Origin of the sequence: Dorea chungnamensis (assembly GCF_039832125.1) — a bacterium.
Lineage (GTDB): Bacteria > Bacillota > Clostridia > Lachnospirales > Lachnospiraceae > JAFBIX01.
The window spans coordinates 52,015-72,724 of sequence record NZ_JBDOHT010000015.1; the positions used below are offsets into that span (position 1 = coordinate 52,015).

Annotated in this window: 19 protein-coding genes and 1 rRNA gene; 17 read left to right on the forward strand and 3 right to left on the reverse strand. The window is 40.2% G+C overall.

What is annotated here, in order from left to right; genetic code table 11:
• Window positions 1-52: 52 nt before the first annotated feature.
• The 11 genes from ABE613_RS12350 to purD all read left to right on the forward strand — a co-directional run bounded on the left by ABE613_RS12350 (window position 53) and on the right by purD (window position 9,207).
• The gene (locus ABE613_RS12350; protein ID WP_347376513.1) at window positions 53-835 is read left to right on the forward strand and encodes a dihydroorotate dehydrogenase electron transfer subunit; all 783 of its coding nucleotides are present in this window, start codon (window positions 53-55) and stop codon (window positions 833-835) included.
• Window positions 835-1,737, forward strand: coding sequence for a dihydroorotate dehydrogenase (locus ABE613_RS12355; protein ID WP_347376514.1), 903 nt, complete (start codon window positions 835-837; stop codon window positions 1,735-1,737). The genes ABE613_RS12350 and ABE613_RS12355 overlap by 1 nt, the downstream gene beginning before the upstream one ends.
• A 126-nt stretch (window positions 1,738-1,863) precedes the next feature.
• Complete coding sequence (gene pyrE / locus ABE613_RS12360) at window positions 1,864-2,544, forward strand: orotate phosphoribosyltransferase (RefSeq protein WP_235233992.1); 681 nt, start codon at window positions 1,864-1,866, stop codon at window positions 2,542-2,544.
• 17 nt (window positions 2,545-2,561) lie between these two features.
• Window positions 2,562-2,714, forward strand: a complete 153-nt coding sequence (locus tag ABE613_RS12365) for a hypothetical protein (protein ID WP_235233993.1) — start codon at window positions 2,562-2,564, stop codon at window positions 2,712-2,714.
• A gap of 30 nt (window positions 2,715-2,744) precedes the next feature.
• Window positions 2,745-3,230, forward strand: coding sequence for a VanZ family protein (locus ABE613_RS12370; protein ID WP_235233994.1), 486 nt, complete (start codon window positions 2,745-2,747; stop codon window positions 3,228-3,230).
• Entirely contained in the window at window positions 3,193-3,588 is a 396-nt protein-coding gene (locus tag ABE613_RS12375) for a DUF6142 family protein (protein ID WP_235233995.1), read from the forward strand. The genes ABE613_RS12370 and ABE613_RS12375 overlap by 38 nt, the downstream gene beginning before the upstream one ends.
• On the forward strand, window positions 3,589-5,649 hold the full coding sequence (locus ABE613_RS12380) for an aminopeptidase (protein ID WP_347376515.1): 2,061 nt from the start codon (window positions 3,589-3,591) through the stop codon (window positions 5,647-5,649).
• Between the two features lie 71 nt (window positions 5,650-5,720).
• Entirely contained in the window at window positions 5,721-6,233 is a 513-nt protein-coding gene (gene purE / locus ABE613_RS12385; protein WP_347376516.1) for a 5-(carboxyamino)imidazole ribonucleotide mutase, read from the forward strand.
• Window positions 6,234-6,284: 51 nt separating this feature from the next.
• Window positions 6,285-7,310: a phosphoribosylformylglycinamidine cyclo-ligase gene (gene purM, locus ABE613_RS12390; protein WP_235233999.1), complete on the forward strand. Its 1,026-nt coding sequence runs from the start codon at window positions 6,285-6,287 to the stop codon at window positions 7,308-7,310.
• Complete coding sequence (gene purN, locus ABE613_RS12395) at window positions 7,304-7,933, forward strand: phosphoribosylglycinamide formyltransferase (RefSeq protein ID WP_235234000.1); 630 nt, start codon at window positions 7,304-7,306, stop codon at window positions 7,931-7,933. The genes purM and purN overlap by 7 nt, the downstream gene beginning before the upstream one ends.
• Window positions 7,934-7,935: 2 nt before the next feature.
• On the forward strand, window positions 7,936-9,207 hold the full coding sequence (gene purD, locus ABE613_RS12400; RefSeq protein WP_235234001.1) for a phosphoribosylamine--glycine ligase: 1,272 nt from the start codon (window positions 7,936-7,938) through the stop codon (window positions 9,205-9,207).
• A gap of 87 nt (window positions 9,208-9,294) precedes the next feature.
• Here purD and ABE613_RS12405 read toward each other — a convergent pair whose 3' ends face one another.
• The 3 genes from ABE613_RS12405 to ABE613_RS12415 form a co-directional block, all read right to left on the reverse strand.
• Window positions 9,295-11,517, reverse strand: coding sequence for an alpha-galactosidase (locus ABE613_RS12405; protein WP_235234002.1), 2,223 nt, complete (start codon window positions 11,515-11,517; stop codon window positions 9,295-9,297).
• Window positions 11,518-11,624: 107 nt separating this feature from the next.
• Complete coding sequence (locus ABE613_RS12410; RefSeq protein ID WP_235234003.1) at window positions 11,625-12,458, reverse strand: AraC family transcriptional regulator; 834 nt, start codon at window positions 12,456-12,458, stop codon at window positions 11,625-11,627.
• 42 nt (window positions 12,459-12,500) lie between these two features.
• Window positions 12,501-13,358 (reverse strand): MurR/RpiR family transcriptional regulator, encoded by an 858-nt coding sequence (locus tag ABE613_RS12415; RefSeq protein ID WP_235234004.1) that lies wholly within the window; start codon window positions 13,356-13,358, stop codon window positions 12,501-12,503.
• Between the two features lie 318 nt (window positions 13,359-13,676).
• Here ABE613_RS12415 and ald point away from each other — a divergent pair, with 318 nt between their 5' ends.
• The 6 genes from ald to ABE613_RS12445 form a co-directional block, all read left to right on the forward strand.
• Window positions 13,677-14,795, forward strand: a complete 1,119-nt coding sequence (gene ald, locus ABE613_RS12420) for an alanine dehydrogenase (RefSeq protein ID WP_235234228.1) — start codon at window positions 13,677-13,679, stop codon at window positions 14,793-14,795.
• 133 nt (window positions 14,796-14,928) lie between these two features.
• Entirely contained in the window at window positions 14,929-15,312 is a 384-nt protein-coding gene (locus tag ABE613_RS12425; protein WP_235234230.1) for a GntR family transcriptional regulator, read from the forward strand.
• Window positions 15,309-17,747, forward strand: a complete 2,439-nt coding sequence (locus tag ABE613_RS12430) for an ATP-dependent Clp protease ATP-binding subunit (protein WP_347376517.1) — start codon at window positions 15,309-15,311, stop codon at window positions 17,745-17,747. The genes ABE613_RS12425 and ABE613_RS12430 overlap by 4 nt, the downstream gene beginning before the upstream one ends.
• 56 nt (window positions 17,748-17,803) lie before the next feature.
• A complete protein-coding gene (locus ABE613_RS12435) occupies window positions 17,804-18,217 on the forward strand; it encodes an endosialidase (RefSeq protein ID WP_235234233.1) in 414 nt (137 codons plus the stop codon).
• 107 nt (window positions 18,218-18,324) lie between these two features.
• Window positions 18,325-19,683, forward strand: coding sequence for a DNA repair protein RadA (gene radA, locus ABE613_RS12440; protein WP_235234235.1), 1,359 nt, complete (start codon window positions 18,325-18,327; stop codon window positions 19,681-19,683).
• A gap of 587 nt (window positions 19,684-20,270) precedes the next feature.
• Window positions 20,271-20,710, forward strand: a 16S ribosomal RNA gene (locus ABE613_RS12445); the annotation flags it as partial.

The following is a 20,710-nucleotide window of genomic DNA, read 5'->3' on the forward strand; positions in this document are numbered from 1 at the left end:
ACAAATGGGGTGTACCCAAATGAAAAATGGGGTGTACCCGAAAGGAGAAAACATGGATATGAAGAAAGAAAATGCTGTGGTTGTATCTCAGGAGATGCTGGCGGATGGGATCTTCAGTATGTGGATTCAAACGGATGCGGCCCAGACTGCGAAGCCTGGTCAGTTTATATCGATGTATACGAAGGATGGGAGTAAGCTTCTTCCGCGACCGATCAGTATTTGTGAGATAAATAAGGCTGATGGACAACTTCGTGTGGTCTATCGTGTGACAGGGGAGAATACAGGAACAAAGCAGTTTTCTGAGTTGAAAGAAGGAGACGAGATTCCGGTGATTGGTCCTCTTGGAAATGGTTTTCCACTGGAAAAAGCGGAGGGAAAGAAAGCATTTCTGATGGGTGGAGGGATTGGCGTCCCGCCAATCTTGGAACTGTCCAAGCAGTTATCCTGTGAGTGCAAGCAGATTGTGGTTGGTTATCGTGATGCGCATACGTTTTTGAAAGAAGAATTTGAACAAAACGGAAGCCTGTATATATCTACCGAAGATGGAAGTGTTGGAACAAAGGGGAATGTTATGGATGCAATTCGTGCAAATGCATTGGAGGCAGAGATTATCTATGCTTGTGGACCAACCCCGATGTTGCGCGCGATTAAGCAGTATGCGGAAGAAAATAATATTGTATGCTATATTTCGATGGAAGAGAGAATGGCATGTGGAATCGGAGCATGTCTTGCATGTGTATGCCAGTCTAAGGAAAAGGATCATCACAGCAATGTGCATAATAAGAGAATCTGTAAAGATGGTCCGATATTTCTGTCTACGGAGGTGGAAATCTAATGGATATGAAAGTAAATATTGCAGGTGTAGAGTGGAAGAATCCTGTGACAGTTGCTTCTGGAACTTTTGGCTCAGGTGCTGAGTTTTCTGAGTTTGTAGACTTGAATCAATTGGGAGCGGTAACGACCAAGGGGGTTGCCAATGTTCCATGGCCTGGTAATCCAACGCCAAGAGTGACGGAAGTTTATGGCGGTATGATGAATGCAATTGGACTTCAGAATCCGGGAATCGATTTGTTCTGCGAACGAGATATCCCGTTTTTAAGGCAATATGATACAAAGATTATTGTAAATGTCTGTGGAAAATCTACAGAAGATTATTGTGAAGTGGTAGAGAGACTTGCGGATGAAGAGGTAGATATGCTGGAAATCAATATCTCTTGTCCGAATGTCAAGGAAGGTGGAATAGCATTTGGTCAGAATCCGAAAGCAGCAGAGGATATTACAAAAGCAGTGAAAAAATATGCAAAGCAGCCTGTTATCATGAAGTTAAGTCCGAATGTAACGGATATTGCAGAGATGGCAAAAGCGGTAGAGGCAGGAGGAGCGGATGCCGTTTCATTGATCAATACTCTGACAGGAATGAAGATTGATATCCACAGAAAGACATTTGCCATTGCAAATAAAACTGGTGGAGTATCTGGGCCGATCGTGCATCCAATAGCAGTGCGTATGGTATATCAGGTGGCAAATGCAGTAAAAGTTCCGATTATAGGCATGGGTGGAATTTCATGCGCAGAAGATGCGATTGAAATGATTCTTGCCGGAGCAAGTGCGGTGTCTGTCGGAACTGCGAATTTTCATAATCCAGCAGTTACAATGGAGATCGTGGCTGGAATAGAAGATTATATGAAAAAAAATGGTTTTGAATCGGTTGAAGAGATGGTTGGAATTGTAAAATAAATATATAATATCCATATAAGGAAGGACTTATATGGATATTTTTTGTCTCCAGTTATTGGATTGAAAATGTGTGTCGGGTATGGTAAAATTGAAAGGAAATTTGTTGATATGGAGGTCTTAAGAATAATGGAAAGCTATAAGCAGGAATTTATCGAATTTATGGTAGAAAGCGATGTGCTCAAATTTGGAGAATTTACATTAAAGAGTGGAAGAAAATCCCCGTTTTTTATGAATGCGGGTGCTTATGTGACTGGTACACAGCTGAAAAAACTCGGTGAGTATTATGCCAAGGCGATCCATGATGCCTACGGAATGGATTTTGATGTGCTTTTTGGACCTGCATATAAAGGAATTCCGCTGGCAGTTGTAACAGCAATGGCATTCAGCGAGCTATATGGTAAAGAAGTACGTTACTGCTCAGATCGTAAGGAAGAAAAGGATCATGGAGCTGATAAAGGAAGTTTCCTTGGAAGTAAATTAAAAGATGGTGATCGTGTCATCATGATTGAGGATGTGACAACATCTGGAAAGTCCATGGAAGAGACGGTGCCAAAGGTTCGAGGCGCAGCTAATGTGGAGATTAAAGGATTGATGGTGTCTCTGAATCGTATGGAAGTTGGTAAGGGCGGAGAAAAATGTGCTCTGGATGAGATAAAAGATCTGTATGGATTTGAGACTGGTGCAATTGTAACAATGGAAGAAGTTGTGGATTATCTTTATAATAGAGAATGTCAGGGAAAAGTTATCATTGATGATACATTAAAAGCTGCAATTGACGCATATTATGAACAATATGGTGTGAAATAAGACCAGGAGGGAATCAGATGAACGAAAAGGTATATAAAGCAATGAATTTTGCAGGTGTGGCGAATATAGTTGTTGGTGTGATTGTAGCAATTATTGGGGTGACGGCAGGAATTATATCGATTGTAAGTGGAGCACGCTTACTGAAGGAAAAAAAAGGACTTACCTTTTAATTGGGTCCAGACTGAAAGGGTGCTATATTTTTGGAATTAAAGAGTAGAAAAAGAATCCGTATTCTCGGAAAGATATTCTTTGTATTATATATTATGTTTATTATATACTTTCTGATATTTTCTGATTGGTACGGACGGACAGGAGAGATGCAGGAATATCATTATAATCTTGTGCTCTTTAAAGAAATCAATCGATTCTGGGAATACCGGAATCAGGTTGGTCTGTTCGCTATGTTTACTAATTTGCTTGGCAATGTAATTATCTTTATGCCTTTTGGATTCTTTATGCCCATGGCAAGCAAATACAGAAGCTTTCTGGCTACTGTATTCTATAGTTTTGGACTTAGTCTTTGTGTTGAAACATTTCAGCTGGTTACGAAAGTTGGAAGTTTTGATGTGGATGACCTCTTATTGAATACAATCGGAGGTCTCCTGGGATATGTTATATTTGTAATCTGTGCGGCAATAAGGAGAAGACATGTTTATAAGAAAAAAGGTAGTAACAGAAGAAGATAGGGCAAAAGCTGTTGCGAAAGCCAGAGAAAAACAGAGAAAAAAGATGATAAAGACCAAGTACGGACAGACACCACTTCGACATGCAAGAAAGGGTGTCTATTCGTGTTGCTATGCGGCAGTAGTAGCAATGCTGCTGTTGCTGATGATAAGCATTTCTTTTATTGGCAAAGGTGATGTTGGTATTTTGATCGGATTTGTAGGATTGGGAACGATTGCATTATCCTGTATGGGGCTTGTATTAGGATTTCGCGGCCTAAAAGAAAGAGACAAAAATTACATAACGTGCAAGGTAGGGATCGGTGTAAATGCTGCGATACTTCTTGGACTGATTGGAATATTTATCAGGGGGCTTATATAGATGATAGAAGAAAGATATGAACTGGCAATTGGGCGGATCAAAGAGATGCGAGACGAAAAGGTTGTACAGCCACCTTTTCGAGAATTTTTTCAAAAGATGGCAGAATTTGTCATTATGCTGGATGAATTGAAGACGCAGATAGAATCAGGAGCATACGCCCAGTTCAAACTTAAAGAATTGGAAGAGTGGAATGAAAGGTTATATCAGGATATTCTTCCTCAACAATATAACACGAGCTATGCGAATCCATCCTATGCGGTGGAAATGCTTGGAGAAGGCTATGGACAGATTCTGAGTTTTTTGTATACAGAACTCAGAGCTGCTATAGTATATGTCTTTGAACAAAAGAAAGAGTATCTGGATATTTTATTTGAATTATTGATTGAAATTTATAATCAGTTTGAAGAAGAGCCGAATCTAAAAAATGTCAAAGAGACAATTTACTGGTATGCCAGTGATTATTGTGATGTATTTGCAGCAGATCGAATTTGCGAACAACTTGATCCTGCAGAATCGTTTGCGGTGGATATTATTATGAACAGTGATTTGAACAATGTGAATTACTTGTATCAATTTGGAGAATATATCAGCCACAATGAATTGCAGACTGCAAGACATCTTATGGAATTGGATGAAACGGTGATCCAAAAGATGGCAGATGTATACACAGAAGGTTATCGGATTGGGTTCATTAATACAGGCAAGGACCTTTCTAAAAAATCAATTGTCAATATTCGTTATGTTCTTGGATTCGAGAAGGTAGTGAAAAAAGCAATTGAAAATTTTGAAAAAATGGGATTAAAGCCTGTCATATATCGTTCTGGTGTGAGTGTCCTGACGAAACGTCAGCATCTGAAAATAGGATATTATGGCGCGATTGCTAATAAGCAGTATGAATATGATCACCGCAATGATCAGGCATTATTTTTGGATAAAAAGTTTATGGAACGCAAATTAGAAGTCATTCAGACTACGTATGAGCATCATAAAGAGCAGGCGGCACAATTTGCAGGTCCAGCCTGTATAGACATGTTTGGCGAAGAGCCTTTTTCACCAGGACAGAAAGAGGAGGTCATCCGACTTACGGACAGACAAGAAGAACTTGCACTTCAGTTTGACAGCCGACAGAGTCAGATTACGAATCAGTATATTCGCGGTGACGAGAGGAGTTTTACGATTATTGCTTATCCAGTGCCTGACATAGGAGAACAATATGACGAGATATTTGATGAGATTATCCGTATCAATACATTGGATGCCAAGACTTATGAGAAAGTGCAGCAGACGTTGATCGATGCACTGGATCAGGGAGAATATGTTCATATTCTGGGGTCTGATGGAAACAAGACAGATCTTAAGATTCAACTTCATCCGCTTCATGACCCGAATAAAGAGACTATATTTGAGAATTGTGTGGCAGATGTGAATATTCCGGTGGGAGAAGTCTTCACATCTCCTGTTTTGGAAGGAACCAATGGTGTGTTGCATGTGAGCAAGGTATATCTTAATGAATTACAGTATCAGGATCTAGAGATTACATTTGCCAATGGAATGATCGCAGACTATAATTGTAGAAATTTTGAAAGAGAACTAGAGAATAAAGAATATATTCGTGATAATATCCTTTATAAACATCCGACACTCCCGCTGGGGGAATTTGCAATTGGAACCAATACAACAGCCTATGTAGCAGCCAAAAAATATGGTATCGAGGAAAAAATGCCGATTCTGATTGCAGAAAAGATGGGACCTCATTTTGCAGTTGGAGATACTTGTTATAGCTGGAGTGAGGATATTAAGGTATATAATCCAAATGGGAAAGAGATTGTAGCAAAAGATAATTCGATATCTGCTTTAAGAAAAGAAGATGTTTCCAAGGCATATTTCCATTGCCATACAGACATTACGATTCCATATGAAGAATTGAAAAGTATTACAGTAGTGACAAAAAATGGAGAAGAGATTCTTCTGCTGGAAAATGGAAGATTTGTGTTGGAAGGAACAGAGATTCTGAATGAACCATTGAAAAATCTGGATAAATACGGTATAGTGAACGCATAGCAATGAACACTGACAGAATAGGATTCTTGAGGTGCTTATATAGCAAACTATGGAAAGAAAGGATGAAAAATATGCCGAAAGTAGGTATTATTATGGGCAGCGATTCTGACTTGAAGGTTATGAGTAAGGCAGCCGCAATGTTGGAAGAGCTGGGAATCAATTATGAGATGACTATTATCTCTGCTCATCGTGAGCCGGATGAACTGATTGAGTGGACGCGAGGAGCTGAAGGACGTGGAGTGAAAGTTATAATAGCAGGAGCAGGAATGGCTGCGGCACTTCCGGGTATGTGTGCAGCTTTATTTGCATTACCGGTAATCGGAGTTCCGCTTTCCGGAAAGAATCTGGATGGAATGGATGCAGTATTTTCTATCATGCAGATGCCGCCGGGAGTTCCGGTTGCAACTGTAGCAATCGATGGAGCCAAGAATGCAGCGATTCTTGCTGCAAAGATTCTTGCGGCTTCTGATGAAGCACTTCTGGACAAGTTAAAAGCCTATACAAGAGAGATGAAAGAGGCAGTGCAGGGCAAGGCTGCAAAGCTGGATGAGATTGGATATGAGGCATATCTTGCTCAAAAATAAAAGATACGAATAAAAAGTAGAAAAATAAAGCATATAATAAGGAGATACGTTATGGATTACAAGAACGCAGGCGTTGATATTGAAGCTGGCTACAGATCAGTAGAACTTATGAAAAAACATGTAAAAGAGACAATGAGACCAGAGGTTTTAGGTGGTCTTGGCGGATTTGCCGGTGCTTTTGATTTGAGTGGTATTAAGAATATGGAAGAACCTGTCCTGTTGTCAGGAACAGATGGTTGCGGAACAAAGGTAAAACTCGCATTTGTAATGGACAAGCATGATACCATTGGAATCGATGCTGTTGCAATGTGTGTAAATGATATTGCCTGCTCAGGAGGCGAGCCATTATTCTTCTTAGATTATATTGCATGTGGAAAGAATTATCCTGAAAAAATTGCAACAATTGTAAGTGGAGTTGCAGAAGGATGTAAACAGTCAGAATGTGCTCTGGTCGGTGGAGAAACGGCAGAACATCCGGGACTTATGCCGGAAGATGAATATGATCTTGCAGGATTTGCTGTAGGTGTTGTCGATAAAAAGGATATCATCAGCGGTGAGAATATTAAACCAGGGGATGTGCTGGTTGGTATGGCTTCCAGCGGTGTTCATAGTAACGGATTCTCCCTTGTCCGTAAAGTGTTTGAGATGACGAAAGAGTCTCTGGATACATATTATGATGAACTGGGTAAGACATTAGGAGAAGCTTTGATCGCTCCTACAAAGATCTATGTAAAAGCGTTAAAGAGCATTAAGAACAGCGGTGTAAAAGTAAAAGGATGCAGCCATATTACTGGTGGCGGCTTTTATGAAAATATTCCGAGAATGTTACCGGACGGCGTGAGAGCAGTTGTAGAAAAGAATAGTTATGAGGTTCCTGCAATCTTCAAACTTCTGGCGAAAGAAGGAGATATTGCAGAGGAAATGATGTATAACACATTCAATATGGGACTTGGAATGGTCATCGCATTAGATCCTGCAGACGTGGAGAAAGCAATGGAAGCAATCAAAGCAGCCGGAGAGACACCATACGTTGTTGGTCATATTGAAGCCGGAGAAAAGGGAGTTACATTATGCTAAATGTAGTTGTGCTGGTATCTGGCGGCGGAACGAATCTGCAGGCAATTATTGATGCAGTAGAATCTGGTGCCATTACAAATACAAAGATTGTCGGAGTTATCAGTAATAATCAAAATGCCTATGCATTGGAGAGAGCAAAGAAGCATGGGATTGCAGGTCAGTGTATCTCACCGAAGCAGTTTTCTTCGCGGGCAGAATTTAATGAGAAATTTATCAAAGCTGTTGATGAGATGCAGCCGGATCTGATCGTATTGGCGGGATTTTTGGTTGTGATTCCTCCTGCAATGATTGAAAAATACAGAAACCGGATCATTAATATCCATCCGTCTTTGATTCCGTCTTTCTGCGGAACTGGGTTCTATGGCCTGAAAGTACATGAGGCAGCTCTTGCCCGTGGCGTAAAAGTGGTTGGTGCGACGGTACATTATGTAGATGAAGGAACGGATACTGGGCCGATTATTCTGCAAAAGGCTGTGGAAGTAGAGCAGGGAGATACTCCGGAAGTACTCCAGAGACGAGTAATGGAACAGGCAGAATGGAAGATACTTCCAAAAGCAATTGACCTGATTGCAAATGACAAAGTCAGTGTGATAGATGGCAGAACAGTGATTAGGAGGGATTAAGGATGAAAGTATTAATCGTAGGAAGCGGCGGAAGAGAGCATGCAATCGCATACTGTGTGGCAAAGAGTGCAAAGACAGATAAGATCTACTGTACACCTGGAAATGCCGGAATTGCAGAATATGCAGAGTGTGCACCGATCGGCGCGATGGAATTTGACAAGATCGTTGCATTTGCAAAGGAAAAAGAAGTCGATCTGGTAATTGTCGGCATGGATGATCCATTGGTAGGCGGACTGGTGGATGAACTGGAAGCGGTAGGCATCCGTGCATTTGGACCAAGAAAGAATGCAGCGATTCTGGAAGGCTCAAAGGCATTTTCCAAGGATCTGATGAAAAAGTACAATATTCCAACTGCAGCATATGAGAATTTTACTGATCCGGATAAGGCACTTGCTTACCTTGAAACTGCAAAATTCCCGATTGTACTGAAAGCAGATGGATTGGCCCTTGGTAAAGGCGTGCTGATCTGTAACGATCTGGAAGAGGCAAAAGATGGCGTTAAGACCATTATGCTGGATAAAAAATTCGGCACAGCCGGTAATGAGATGGTTATTGAGGAATTTATGACCGGACGGGAAGTATCTGTCCTGTCTTTTGTTGACGGCAATACCATTAAGACTATGACTTCCGCACAGGATCATAAACGTGCCGGAGATGGTGACACAGGATTAAATACCGGTGGTATGGGAACATTCTCTCCAAGTCCATTCTATACAAAAGAAGTAGAAGATTTCTGTAATAAATATATCTATCAGGCAACGGTAGATGCGATGAAAGCAGAAGGAAGACCTTTCAAGGGAGTAATCTTCTTTGGACTGATGCTGACAGAAGATGGACCAAAGGTATTGGAATATAATGCAAGATTCGGAGATCCAGAAGCGCAGGTTGTTCTTCCGAGAATGAAGAATGATATCATTGATGTTGTAGAAGCTTGTATAGACGGAACTCTAGATCAGATTGATCTGCAGTTTGAAGACAATGCTGCAGTCTGCGTAGTACTTGCAAGTGAAGGGTATCCGGTAAAATACGATAAAGGCCTTCCAATCAGCGGTTTGGATGAATTCAAGAAGCATGAAGGTTATTACTGTTTCCATGCGGGAACCAAATTCGATGGAGATCAGATTGTAACGAATGGCGGACGTGTGCTTGGAGTGACTGCAAAAGGTAAAGACCTGAAAGAAGCAAGAGCCAATGCATATGCAGCGACAGAATGGGTACAGTTCGATAATAAATATATGAGACATGATATCGGTAAGGCAATCGATGAGGCATAGGTAGTAATTATTATTTATTATTATAATAGAGCGATGTATGAAAAAACATACATCGCTTTTTACAAAGAATCTAACGATAATAGTAATTTATTTTGCTTTGAAGATATATAATCTGGAATCAAAATCTCCGCCTGGTTCCAGATCTCCATATGCTTCTCCCGCAGACACATCAGTAGTAATCAAACCAAGATTCATCAACTCATCACCATAATACATTTTACCGGTTATTGTATTTTCATAACATAGAGCTGGGTCCAATCCCTTAAGCTGGATGCGTGTGTAAGAATCATTTACAGTATTCAGTACTTTGTACCAGCCAACGATGGCCTCTGTCTTATCCTCACTTACAACCATCCACATAGTTGTATTGCTTTCAAATGGACTGCTTAAGCGGTAAAATGTACCAAACTGAATGAGTTGGCGATATTTTTTCATGAATATAATCTGTTCTTTGACCTCGCTTTGTTCTTCTTTCGTCAGTTTGTTTAAGTCTAACTCATATCCAAAAGTTCCAAAGTATGCAACGTTTGCACGTGTGTGAAGAGGTGTTGTACGTGCAAGTTGATGGTTCGGTGTTACGGATACATGACTTCCCATGCTGCTGATCGGATAACAGTAGGAAGTACCATATTGAATCTTCAAACGTTCAATTGCATCCGTATCATCGCTAGTCCAACACTGTGGCGCATAATATAACATTCCAGGATCAAAACGAGCACCTCCACTTGCACAGGATTCAAAAAGCACCTCCGGGAATTGTGAAGTAAGTCTCTCATATAAGTCATAAACACCCAGAATATAGCGGTGGAATACTTCGCCCTGCCTATCGGCGGGAAGTATTGCTGAATAACATTCCGTAATGCTGCGGTTCATATCCCACTTTATGTAAGAAATATGGGATTCGTCCAAAATCTTAGCCATCATCTGATAGATATGATCTACGACTTCTTTTCGGGAGAAGTCCAAAACAAACTGATAACGACCGTGAGATGCATTTCTCTGTGGTGTCTGGAGCATCCAGTCTGGATGTGCCCGGTAAAGGTCAGAATCTTTGTTAATCATTTCAGGCTCAAACCAAAGGCCGAATTTCATGCCCAATTCTTCGATTTTTTGAGAAAGTCCTGCAATTCCATGTGGGAGAAGATCTGGATTTGGAATCCAGTCACCAAGTCCGGCATGTTCGTTTCTGCGGCCGCCAAACCAGCCGTCATCCAGGACGAAGAGTTCCACACCACTTTCTTTGGCTGTGTGGGCAATCTCGAGAATCTTATCTTCGTTAAAATCAAAATATGTTGCTTCCCAATTGTTAATTAGAATCGGACGGGCTTTATCACGCCAGACTCCACGTGCCAGTCGCTTTTGATATAATTTCTGGAAAGTCTGACTCATATGATTCAGTCCCTTGTCTGAGTAGACCATTACGGCTTCTGGGGTCTGGAAACTTTCACCAGATTCTAATTTCCAGTCAAAAGTGTCGGGATGGATTCCAAGCAAAACTCTGGATGAAGCGTGAGTATCTACTTCCACTTGAGCGAGAAAATTGCCACTGTATATTAGACTGAATCCAATTGCTTCTCCTTGGAATTCATCGGCAGTTGGACGCTTCAGTATGATGAATGGATTATGTTCATGGGAAGAATGACCTCGAAGGCTTCCGACAGATTGAATGCCCTGTTCTAGTTTCCTTGTTTTCAGATGACGTTCTCTGGCCCATGCACCTGAAAAGTGAAGAAAATCATAATTATAATCTGGTAAATCCATGCAAAGACTCATAGCTTTGGTCAGATGTATGCTTTCAGAACCATGATTTGTAAATCTCGCGCTGCGTGCGATGATACCACCTTTGCAGAAAATTGTATATAATAATTCCAGCTCCATTCCTGTGACAGTATCTTTTAATTGAAGTGTGAGTGTCATTGCCTCAGAATCATCTTCTGTATAAGTTGCCGGAAGTCCAGTAAGCTTTGGCTTGCCGGAAGTAATCATATGACCAGAATATTGGAAGTCTGAGATACGGCTCCCGTTAGCCTGAAGAATCTCAACAGCAGATTCTCGGTAGTCGGTGGTCCCGTATACGCCATATTCTTGCTTGATATGTTCTAATGAAATTGTTTTGTCATTTTCTATCAGATAAGATGCCATCGGTCTTGGAGCAGATTCTACAAGATAAGAAAAATCCTCTTTGTGATGGATGTGTTTTCCAAAATATAATTGTGCCATATGGCCGGTAGGCAATACGCTCATGATATAACTGATGGTGTCATTATACAGATGAAAAGTTTTTGAATGCTCTTGAAAGATGATATTCATGTTAGTACCTCCTAATAATACGATGCTATAAGATGATTATAGAAAAAAAGTGATGGAAAAAGTAGAAAGATATGTTAGACAAAACAGTCAAAATGTTAAAAAGCCGGTCATGTGGTCTGCCGGCTTTCTTTGCGATAGCTGGAAGGTGTTTGTCCCATATGTGTCTTGAACGTTTTAGAAAAAACGAGGGCATCTGTGTAACCACAAGAAAAGGCCACGCTCTCAATAGATAGATCTGTCAGTCTCAGAAGTTCTGCTGCATGTGTGATTCGGTAATTGGCAAGATATTCCTGTGGTGATACACCAAGATATTTACGAAAAAGTGTATAGAGATAACTACGGTTAATACAGACATAATTAGCAATATCTGTTACATGAATTGGAAGAGAATAGTTATCTTGAATAAATTCTACTGCACGCCTTACATATAGATTTCCTTCCTCTAATTGTGTAGGAATGACAGTGGAAATGTCTCTTGACAGGATGGAAAAAAAAGAATAGATTAAGCTCTCTGATAAAAACTGATTCATGACAGCGGAAGTATTGTTGTTCAGCATGTGGAGGACTGTCTGTTTTAATTCATCTGCATAGCTGCATTGGAAAGTTGGATGCTGACGGGTAAGACCGATGTCTTGTAGATACTGGCGGGCACTATTTCCGTCAAAACCGACCCAGATATAAGTCCATGGATCGGAGATATCGGCTTGATAAAATGTCTGTATCTGTGGGAAAATCAAGAATCCCTGGCCGGCAGACAGATGATATCTTTTTTCTCCAATATGGTATTGACCTTTTCCTTTTAGAATATAATGTAATAGATAGTTCGGACGTACCGCCGGACCAAAACTATGCCCTGACGCACATTCGTCGTATCCACAATAACACAAATATAAATCTGAGAACTTTCTGTCAGATGTCTGATGAATATATGATGCTTCCATGTTGCTCCTTTGTATATGCATGAGAATAGTCATTTTGAGAAATCAATAATTTCCCAATTTTTCAAGATATTTGTCAATTTTTTTCAGGCGTTTTTCAAATCCTTTTACCTTATGGCTGATAGTTTCAAGCAACGCTTCGGCTACAAATTGTGGACCGACCATTGAATTAAAGAAAGCGTTACTGTCTACTGGAACGGTAAGAAGAACTGTTGCATACTGAGCCAGCAAAGAACTGGGCTTATCAGTGATTACGATAATGCTGGCACCTACTTCTTTTGCCATCTCAGCGGTAATCTTATCTACCGATGAATATCTGGGAAAAGAGAAGACAATCAGGCAATCGTCTTTGCTGATATTACACATATGATCGATGGGGCTGATCGGAGACGCATTGGTCATCTCTACATTCGGTATCATATGTTTTAAATACAGTAAGAAAAAGTCACCCAGACAAGAATTGCCACGGGATGCAGCAATGTATTTGTGCTTACTGGAGATGATGATATCCGCAGCTTCTTCAAATACATTACTGGAATTATTGACAAATACAGATTCCAGATTTTTTGCAGCATTTTTTAAATGGCGATTAAGATAATCAGAATTATTTTCTAATTTCGCTCTTTTGGCAACACGCTGTGCTGGTACAGTAATACTGCTGGAAATGCTAAATACTTTGTCTTGATAATCTTTTCTCAAGGCTTTTTGGAAATCCATGAATCCGGTGAATCCGAGAGACCTGCTGAATCGAATAACGGAGGATTCACTTACTCCTAATTTCAAAGCAATCTCGGTGGAAGTCATGAAACATGCATCAGATGAATTATCCAATACATATTTTGCAATCATTTTCTGTGTTTTGGTTAAATTGGCGTTGTGGAAGATTTCTCTTAATTCTTTCATATGTTTCCCTCCGGAAATCGCAGATATAAGGAATATTTTCCATATTATATCATAATGTATAGTTAAATTTAATCATGAAACGCAAAATAATGCAAGTAAATTGTAGATACAATAGCTATTTTATCAATACAATTAAAAGTTTTGTGAAAAAAATAACTTTTGTTGAATAATATATATGCATGTGTTAGTATAATTTTAGAGACAAATGAATAATATTCTTCACAAAAAATTGGGAGTGAAAAATATTGTTCAAAAAATGTCAATGTCGGAACGAGCGACAGGCTATTAACTTAGTGTAAGAGTAGGAGGTAGATTGAAATGAAAGTAGGATGCGTAAAAGAAATTAAGAACAATGAATTTCGCGTAGGTATGACACCAGATAATGCAAAAAGTTATGTAAATGCAGGTCATGAAGTTTATATTGAGAAAGGTGCTGGAATTGGTTCTGGATTTTCAGATGAAGAATATGCAGCAGCTGGAGCAAAGTTATTAGATACAGCAAAAGAGGTATGGGATATTTCTGAGATGATGGTTAAGGTTAAAGAGCCATTGCCAGAAGAGTATCCATTATTCCATGAAGGGCTTATCCTTTATACGTATCTTCATCTTGCAGCTGACAAACCGCAGACAGATGCGCTTTTGAATGGCAAGGTAAAAGGTGTTGCTTATGAGACATTATTTGACCCAAGAAATGGAGGCCTTCCACTTCTTGCACCAATGAGCCAGATTGCCGGACGTCTCAGTATCCAGGAAGGTGCTAAATATCTTGAAAAGAGATTTGGTGGAGAAGGTGTTCTTCTTGCAGGTGTTCCAGGAACTCCAAAGGCTAACATCGTAATCCTTGGTGGTGGTAATGTAGGAACAAACGCTTGTAAGATTGCAGTTGGAATGGGCGCTAATGTAACAATCATGGATATTAGCCTTCCAAGATTAGCTTATCTGGATGACCTTTTCGGAGCACGTGTTCAGACATTAGTTTCTACAGATGCTAATATTGAAAAAGCAGTAAAAGAGGCTGATCTTGTTATCGGTTGCGTATTGATTCCAGGAAAATCTGCACCGAAGATCTTTAAGAAGAAATATCTGAAAGAGATGAAACCAGGTGCTGTATTCGTAGACGTTGCAGTTGACCAGGGTGGATGTGGCGAGACAACAAAGGTTACATATCATGATGACCCAATCTTCGTAGAAGATGGCGTTGTTCACTACTGTGTAGGAAATATGCCAGGAGCAGTTCCAAGAACATCAACAATTGCTCTTACAAATGCTACATTAAGCTATGGTCTGCAGATTGCAAACAAAGGCTTAGAGCAGGCTTGTAAAGATAACGAAGTTATCTACTCTGCAATCAATACATATGATGGAAAACTGACCTGCAAGAACGTTGCAGACAGCTTCGATTGCTATGAATATGTAGATATCAAGACACTTTGCTAATTAATATTAAAATTTCCAAACTTAATTCCTTCAAAGTTGCAAAGGGGGCTTACAATTTAGGTTGTAAGCTCCCTTTACTTATGTTATATTATATATATAACAAAAGACACAAGGTTTAGAAAAAGGTGATACTATGCTGATAGAGATTGACTTTAATAGTGATGAAGCGATATACGTTCAGCTGCAAAATCAGATTATTTTGGGAATTGCGACAGATATGATACAAGAGGGAGACAGTCTTCCTTCGGTCAGACAGCTGGCTGAGACTGTAGGCATTAATATGCACACGGTGAATAAAGCATATGCAATTCTGAAGCAAGAAGGATTTATTCAGCTTGACAGGAGGAAAGGCGCAGTAATTGCGATTGATGTTGATAAAGCAAGAGCGCTTCTCGAAATGAAGGAACGAATGCGGATTTTATTGGCAAAAGGAAGATGCAAGAACATTTCGAGGGAAGAAGTGCATGCATTGGTAGATGAGATATTTGACGAATATGGAAAGGGAAAGACAGAATGAATTATACAGAACAGGCGAATAGTGTTTTGCAGATTGCAAAGAAGACTGCAAAAGATTTAAACCATCCCTATGTTGGAACGGAACATCTGCTTCTTGGATTGCGAAAAGTTTATAGTGGAGTTGCGGGACAGATTTTGGCCACGAATGGTGTGGATGAAGAGAAGATTTTAAAAATTGTAGATGAACTGGTATCTCAGACGGGAGACGTATCGGTAAAATATCAGCCGGAATTTAGTCCTAGATTGGAATATATTTTAGAGGAAAGTAAAACAGAAGCAATACATTCCCGTTCGGATAAGATTGGGACAGAGCATATGTTGCTGGCGCTAATGCATGATGCGGATTGTGTTGCTACACGTATATTACTTACTTTAAATATTAATATACAAAAGATGTACCAGGACATCTTGATGGTACTTGGATTGGATCCGAAGGAATATCAGGAAGATATGATGCAGGAGGGTGCATCGAAAAAAGAGGGGGTTCTAGAGCGATTTGGGACCGATTTGACGGTACGGGCCGAAGAGGGAAAACTCGACCCTGTAATTGGAAGAGAAGAAGAAATCAGTCGTCTGATGCAAGTGTTGAGTAGAAGAACGAAAAACAATCCTTGCCTGGTAGGAGAACCGGGAGTGGGAAAGACGGCAGTAATTGAAGGCCTTGCGTCGCGGATTGCATCTGGTGTTGTGCCGGAAGGAATGAAGGATAAGAGAATTCTTATGATGGATCTGGCGGCGATGGTAGCAGGCTCAAAGTATCGTGGAGAATTTGAAGAAAGAATGAAGCGGCTGATCCAGGAAGTGAAAGCAGCTGGTAATGTGATTCTGTTCCTTGATGAAGTGCATACGATTATCGGTGCAGGAGGGGCAGAAGGTGCGATGGATGCATCCAATATATTAAAACCTTCACTGGCACGCGGGGAGTTGCAATTGATTGGTGCGACCACGATAGCCGAATATCGTAAATATATTGAAAAAGATGCGGCTTTAGAGAGGCGGTTTCAACCAATAACTGTAGAAGAGCCAACAGAAGAACACTGCCTGGATATTTTAAAAGGTCTATGTGCAAAATATGAAGAGCATCATCATGTGATGATAGAAGAAGAAGCATTATGTGCAGCTGTTAGATTGTCGAGTCGATATATTAATGACAGGTTTCTTCCGGATAAAGCGATAGATGTCTTGGATGAAGCTTGCTCAAAAGTCAGCCTGCGAGGATTTAAAGTTCCTGAAAATATATATCGTTTGGAAGAGTCTGTGTGTGAATTGTCAAATGAGTTGGAAGAAGCAATTCGCAATGGAAATATGCAGGAGGCTTCTTTGCTTCATAAAGAGCAGGAAGAGATAATGCAGAGGCTGGAGCAGATGAAGAAACGTTTTGAAAAAAGGAACGCCGGGAAAAAGGTTATAGTGACAGAAAATGATATTGCAGATGTTGTGTCACAATGGACAAAGATACCTGTACAAAGACTTGCGGAATCTGAAAGCGCAAGACTGAATAAGCTGGAACAGACACTTCATAAACGTGTGATCGGCCAGGATGAAGCCGTTACTGCGGTAGCAAAATCAATCAAAAGGGGAAGAGTGGGACTTAAAGATCCGACACGTCCAATCGGTTCATTCCTGTTCCTGGGACCAACGGGTGTAGGCAAGACAGAATTGTCTAAAGCGTTGGCAGAAGCACTTTTTGGAAATGAAGAATCCATGATACGAGTTGACATGTCGGAATACATGGAAAAGCACAGCGTTGCAAAAATGATTGGTTCTCCGCCGGGATACGTGGGACATGATGATGGCGGCCAGCTTAGCGAACAGGTTAGACGACATCCATATTCAGTGATTCTGTTTGATGAGATTGAAAAAGCGCATCCAGATGTATTTAATATTCTTTTGCAGGTTCTCGATGATGGTCATATTACAGATTCTCAGGGAAGAAAAGTAGATTTTCGCAATACAGTGATCATTATGACATCAAATGCGGGAGCACAGGCAATTATTGATCCGAAAAAACTGGGCTTTAATGTGAAAGAAGATGAGGCTGGAGATTACAAGAGGATGAAGAATAATGTAATGAATGAAATAAAATTAATCTTCCGACCAGAATTTTTGAACCGTATTGATGAGATTCTTGTATTCCATCCGCTGAATAAAGATCAGATGAAAAAGATCGTGGGATTAATGTGTAGAGAATTGATATCTCGAGCCAAAGAACAACTGGGAATTCAGCTTATTATCAGAGATTCTGTGAAAAAGCATATTGTAGAAACGGGAACTGATCAAAAATATGGGGCGCGTCCGTTACGGAGAGCTGTTCAAAATCAACTAGAAGATAAATTGGCAGAAGCTATTCTTAGTGGGGAGATTAAACGGGGTTCCGAAGTGATAGTTGGAATGTCTAAAAAAGAAATAAAATTTGTCCCTAAGACTACAAATTAATATATTTTTGATATATAATAAGGGGTACAAAAGAAGAACCTTAGGAGGAGAAACAAATGGCAGCAGTGAAAGAACTTTTGAAAGCCGAAGCAGATGGAACACTTAGTTTTGGAGATTATACATTAGGCAGCAAAACAAAACTGGATGGATTCGAATTTCAGGGGGACTTATATAAGGTAAAGACATTTGCTGAGATTACAAAGTTAGAGAAAAACGGTATGTTTGTATACGAATCTGTACCGGGAACATCTGTTGAGAACTTTAAGGCAAGTGAAGATATTGTGTCGTTTAAAGTGTCAGGAACCAAAGATGCACAGTTTACTTTGGAATTAGAGGCGGATAGCGAATACGTTGTATACATGGATGATGTAAATGTGGGAGATATGAGGACTAATTTAAGTGGTAAGTTGAGTGTAAGTGCTGAATTAGAGCCTGATAAATCTGTTGAAGTAAAAGTAGTAAAAAAATAATGATAGTACCATAAAAGGGCTGCTGATTGCAGCCCTTTTTCTGAATAAAGAGAGATGTTGTTAGCTGACAAAATATATAAGTATCATTGAAACATCAGGAGAGAGATATGGCAAAAGCAAAGAAAAGTATTTTTTTCTGTCAGAATTGTGGACATGAAGAGAGTAAATGGCTGGGGCAATGCCCTGCATGTAAGGAGTGGAATACATTCGTAGAAGAAAAAGTGACTTCAATAAAGCAGGTGGCAGTAAAAGAACGTAAAGAGACGAAAGTAGTTACTTTGACAAGTATTACTACAGATGAAGATGAAAGGATGAAAACAGGAATTGATGAACTGGATCGTGTTCTGGGAGGAGGAATTGTACCGGGATCTTTGGTATTGGTAGGAGGCGATCCGGGAATCGGGAAATCAACTCTGCTTCTTCAGGTGTGTCAAAGACTGTCCGCAATGAATAAAAAAATATTATATATATCAGGAGAAGAGTCTCTGAAGCAGATCAAACTGAGAGCAAATCGAATGGGGACATTTGCAGAGACCTTATATCTTTTGTGCGAAACGAGCCTGGATATCATAAAAAATGTTATTGAACAGCAGAAGCCAGATATGGTCGTGATTGATTCTATCCAGACGATGTATAATGAAGAAGTGGAATCCGCACCGGGAAGTGTGTCGCAGGTAAGAGAATCTACGAATATATTTATGCAGTTGGCAAAAGGATTGAATATTTCTATATTTATTGTCGGACATGTAACAAAAGAAGGAACAGTGGCTGGACCACGTGTGCTGGAGCATATGGTGGACACAGTGCTTTATTTTGAGGGAGACAGGCATGCTTCGTATCGCATCTTGCGAGGAGTTAAGAATCGTTTTGGATCAACGAACGAAATAGGTGTGTTTGAGATGCAAAAAAGCGGTCTGGCAGAAGTGGAGAATCCATCAGAATTCATGCTAAGTGGAAAGCCTGAAAATGCATCTGGATCAGTCGTTGCCTGTGCAATGGAAGGAACAAGACCAATGCTTTTGGAAATTCAGGCGCTTGTATGCAGGAGTAATTTTGGAATGCCGAGAAGGACGGCGGCGGGACTTGATTATAATAGAGTGAACCTATTGATGGCAGTATTGGAAAAGAGAGTGGGACTTCCTTTGTCAAATTATGATGCATATGTAAATATTGCTGGGGGCATGAAAATGAATGAACCGGCGGTAGACTTAGGAATCGTGATGGCGATTGCGTCTAGTTATAAAAATAAACCTGTACCTGAAGATGCAATTGTATTTGGAGAAGTAGGTTTAAGTGGAGAAGTCCGGGCAGTAACTATGCCAGAACAGAGAGTGGCAGAGGCAAAAAAACTTGGATTTAAAACATGTATTGTTCCAGAGGTTTCTGTAAAGAACATCGGAAAAGTGGCTGGAATAGAAGTAATTGGAATTAAATCCGTGAATCAGGCAATGAATCTTTTGACATAATTAGTAAAGAGTAATTGTGGTGAGAAAAGTAGAGAATATCTCGAACAAATTGTGCGAATTGTATAAATAAAATAAAAAATAAAAATAATATTGACAATTCCAGATTCTATGTGTTATCCTAACAAAGCTGACGAAAGAGACATCTGAGAGATTGCTAGAAAAGAAGCGTTAGCAAAAAAGATTAAAATACTTGTTGACATTTGTCGACAAGTATGGTAATCTAAATAAGCTGTCGGTTGAGCGATGATTCGCAATGAAAGAACGACGAAAAATAAATTTAAAAAAGTTGTTGACAAGCGAGAAAACATATGATATATTAATATGGCTTTCGCGAATGAGACAACAAAACAATGAACCTTGATAATTAAACAATAGACAACAACCCTGAAGATTTCTTAAAGAGAAAAATTCAGAACGAGACATTTAAATGTCGACCTTAAAACAGTAAAAGGGATAAGAAAGCTAGTAGTTTTCTTGACCTGGAACGAACTTAATGATGCTTCGACAGTTCTAAGTTTGAAAGAACCTCACGAAGAACTGCGAAGCGTCTAAAAGCTAAAGTTTGTGCAAAACCAAACTTAAGCTTTTTAGACGAGAGTTTGATCCTGGCTCAGGATGAACGCTGGCGGCGTGCTTAACACATGCAAGTCGAGCGAAGCACTTAAGTTTGATTCTTCGGATGAAGACTTAATTGACTGAGCGGCGGACGGGTGAGTAACGCGTGGGTAACCTGCCTCATACAGGGGGATAACAGTTAGAAATGACTGCTAATACCGCATAAGACCACGGTACCGCATGGTACAGTGGTAAAAACTCCGGTGGTATGAGATGGACCCGCGTCTGATTAGGTAGTTGGTGGGGTAACGGCCTACCAAGCCGACGATCAGTAGCCGACCTGAGAGGGCGACCGGCCACATTGGGACTGAGACACGGCCCAGACTCCTACGGGAGGCAGCAGTGGGGAATATTGCACAATGGAGGAAACTCTGATGCAGCGACGCCGCGTGAAGGATGAAGTATTTCGGTA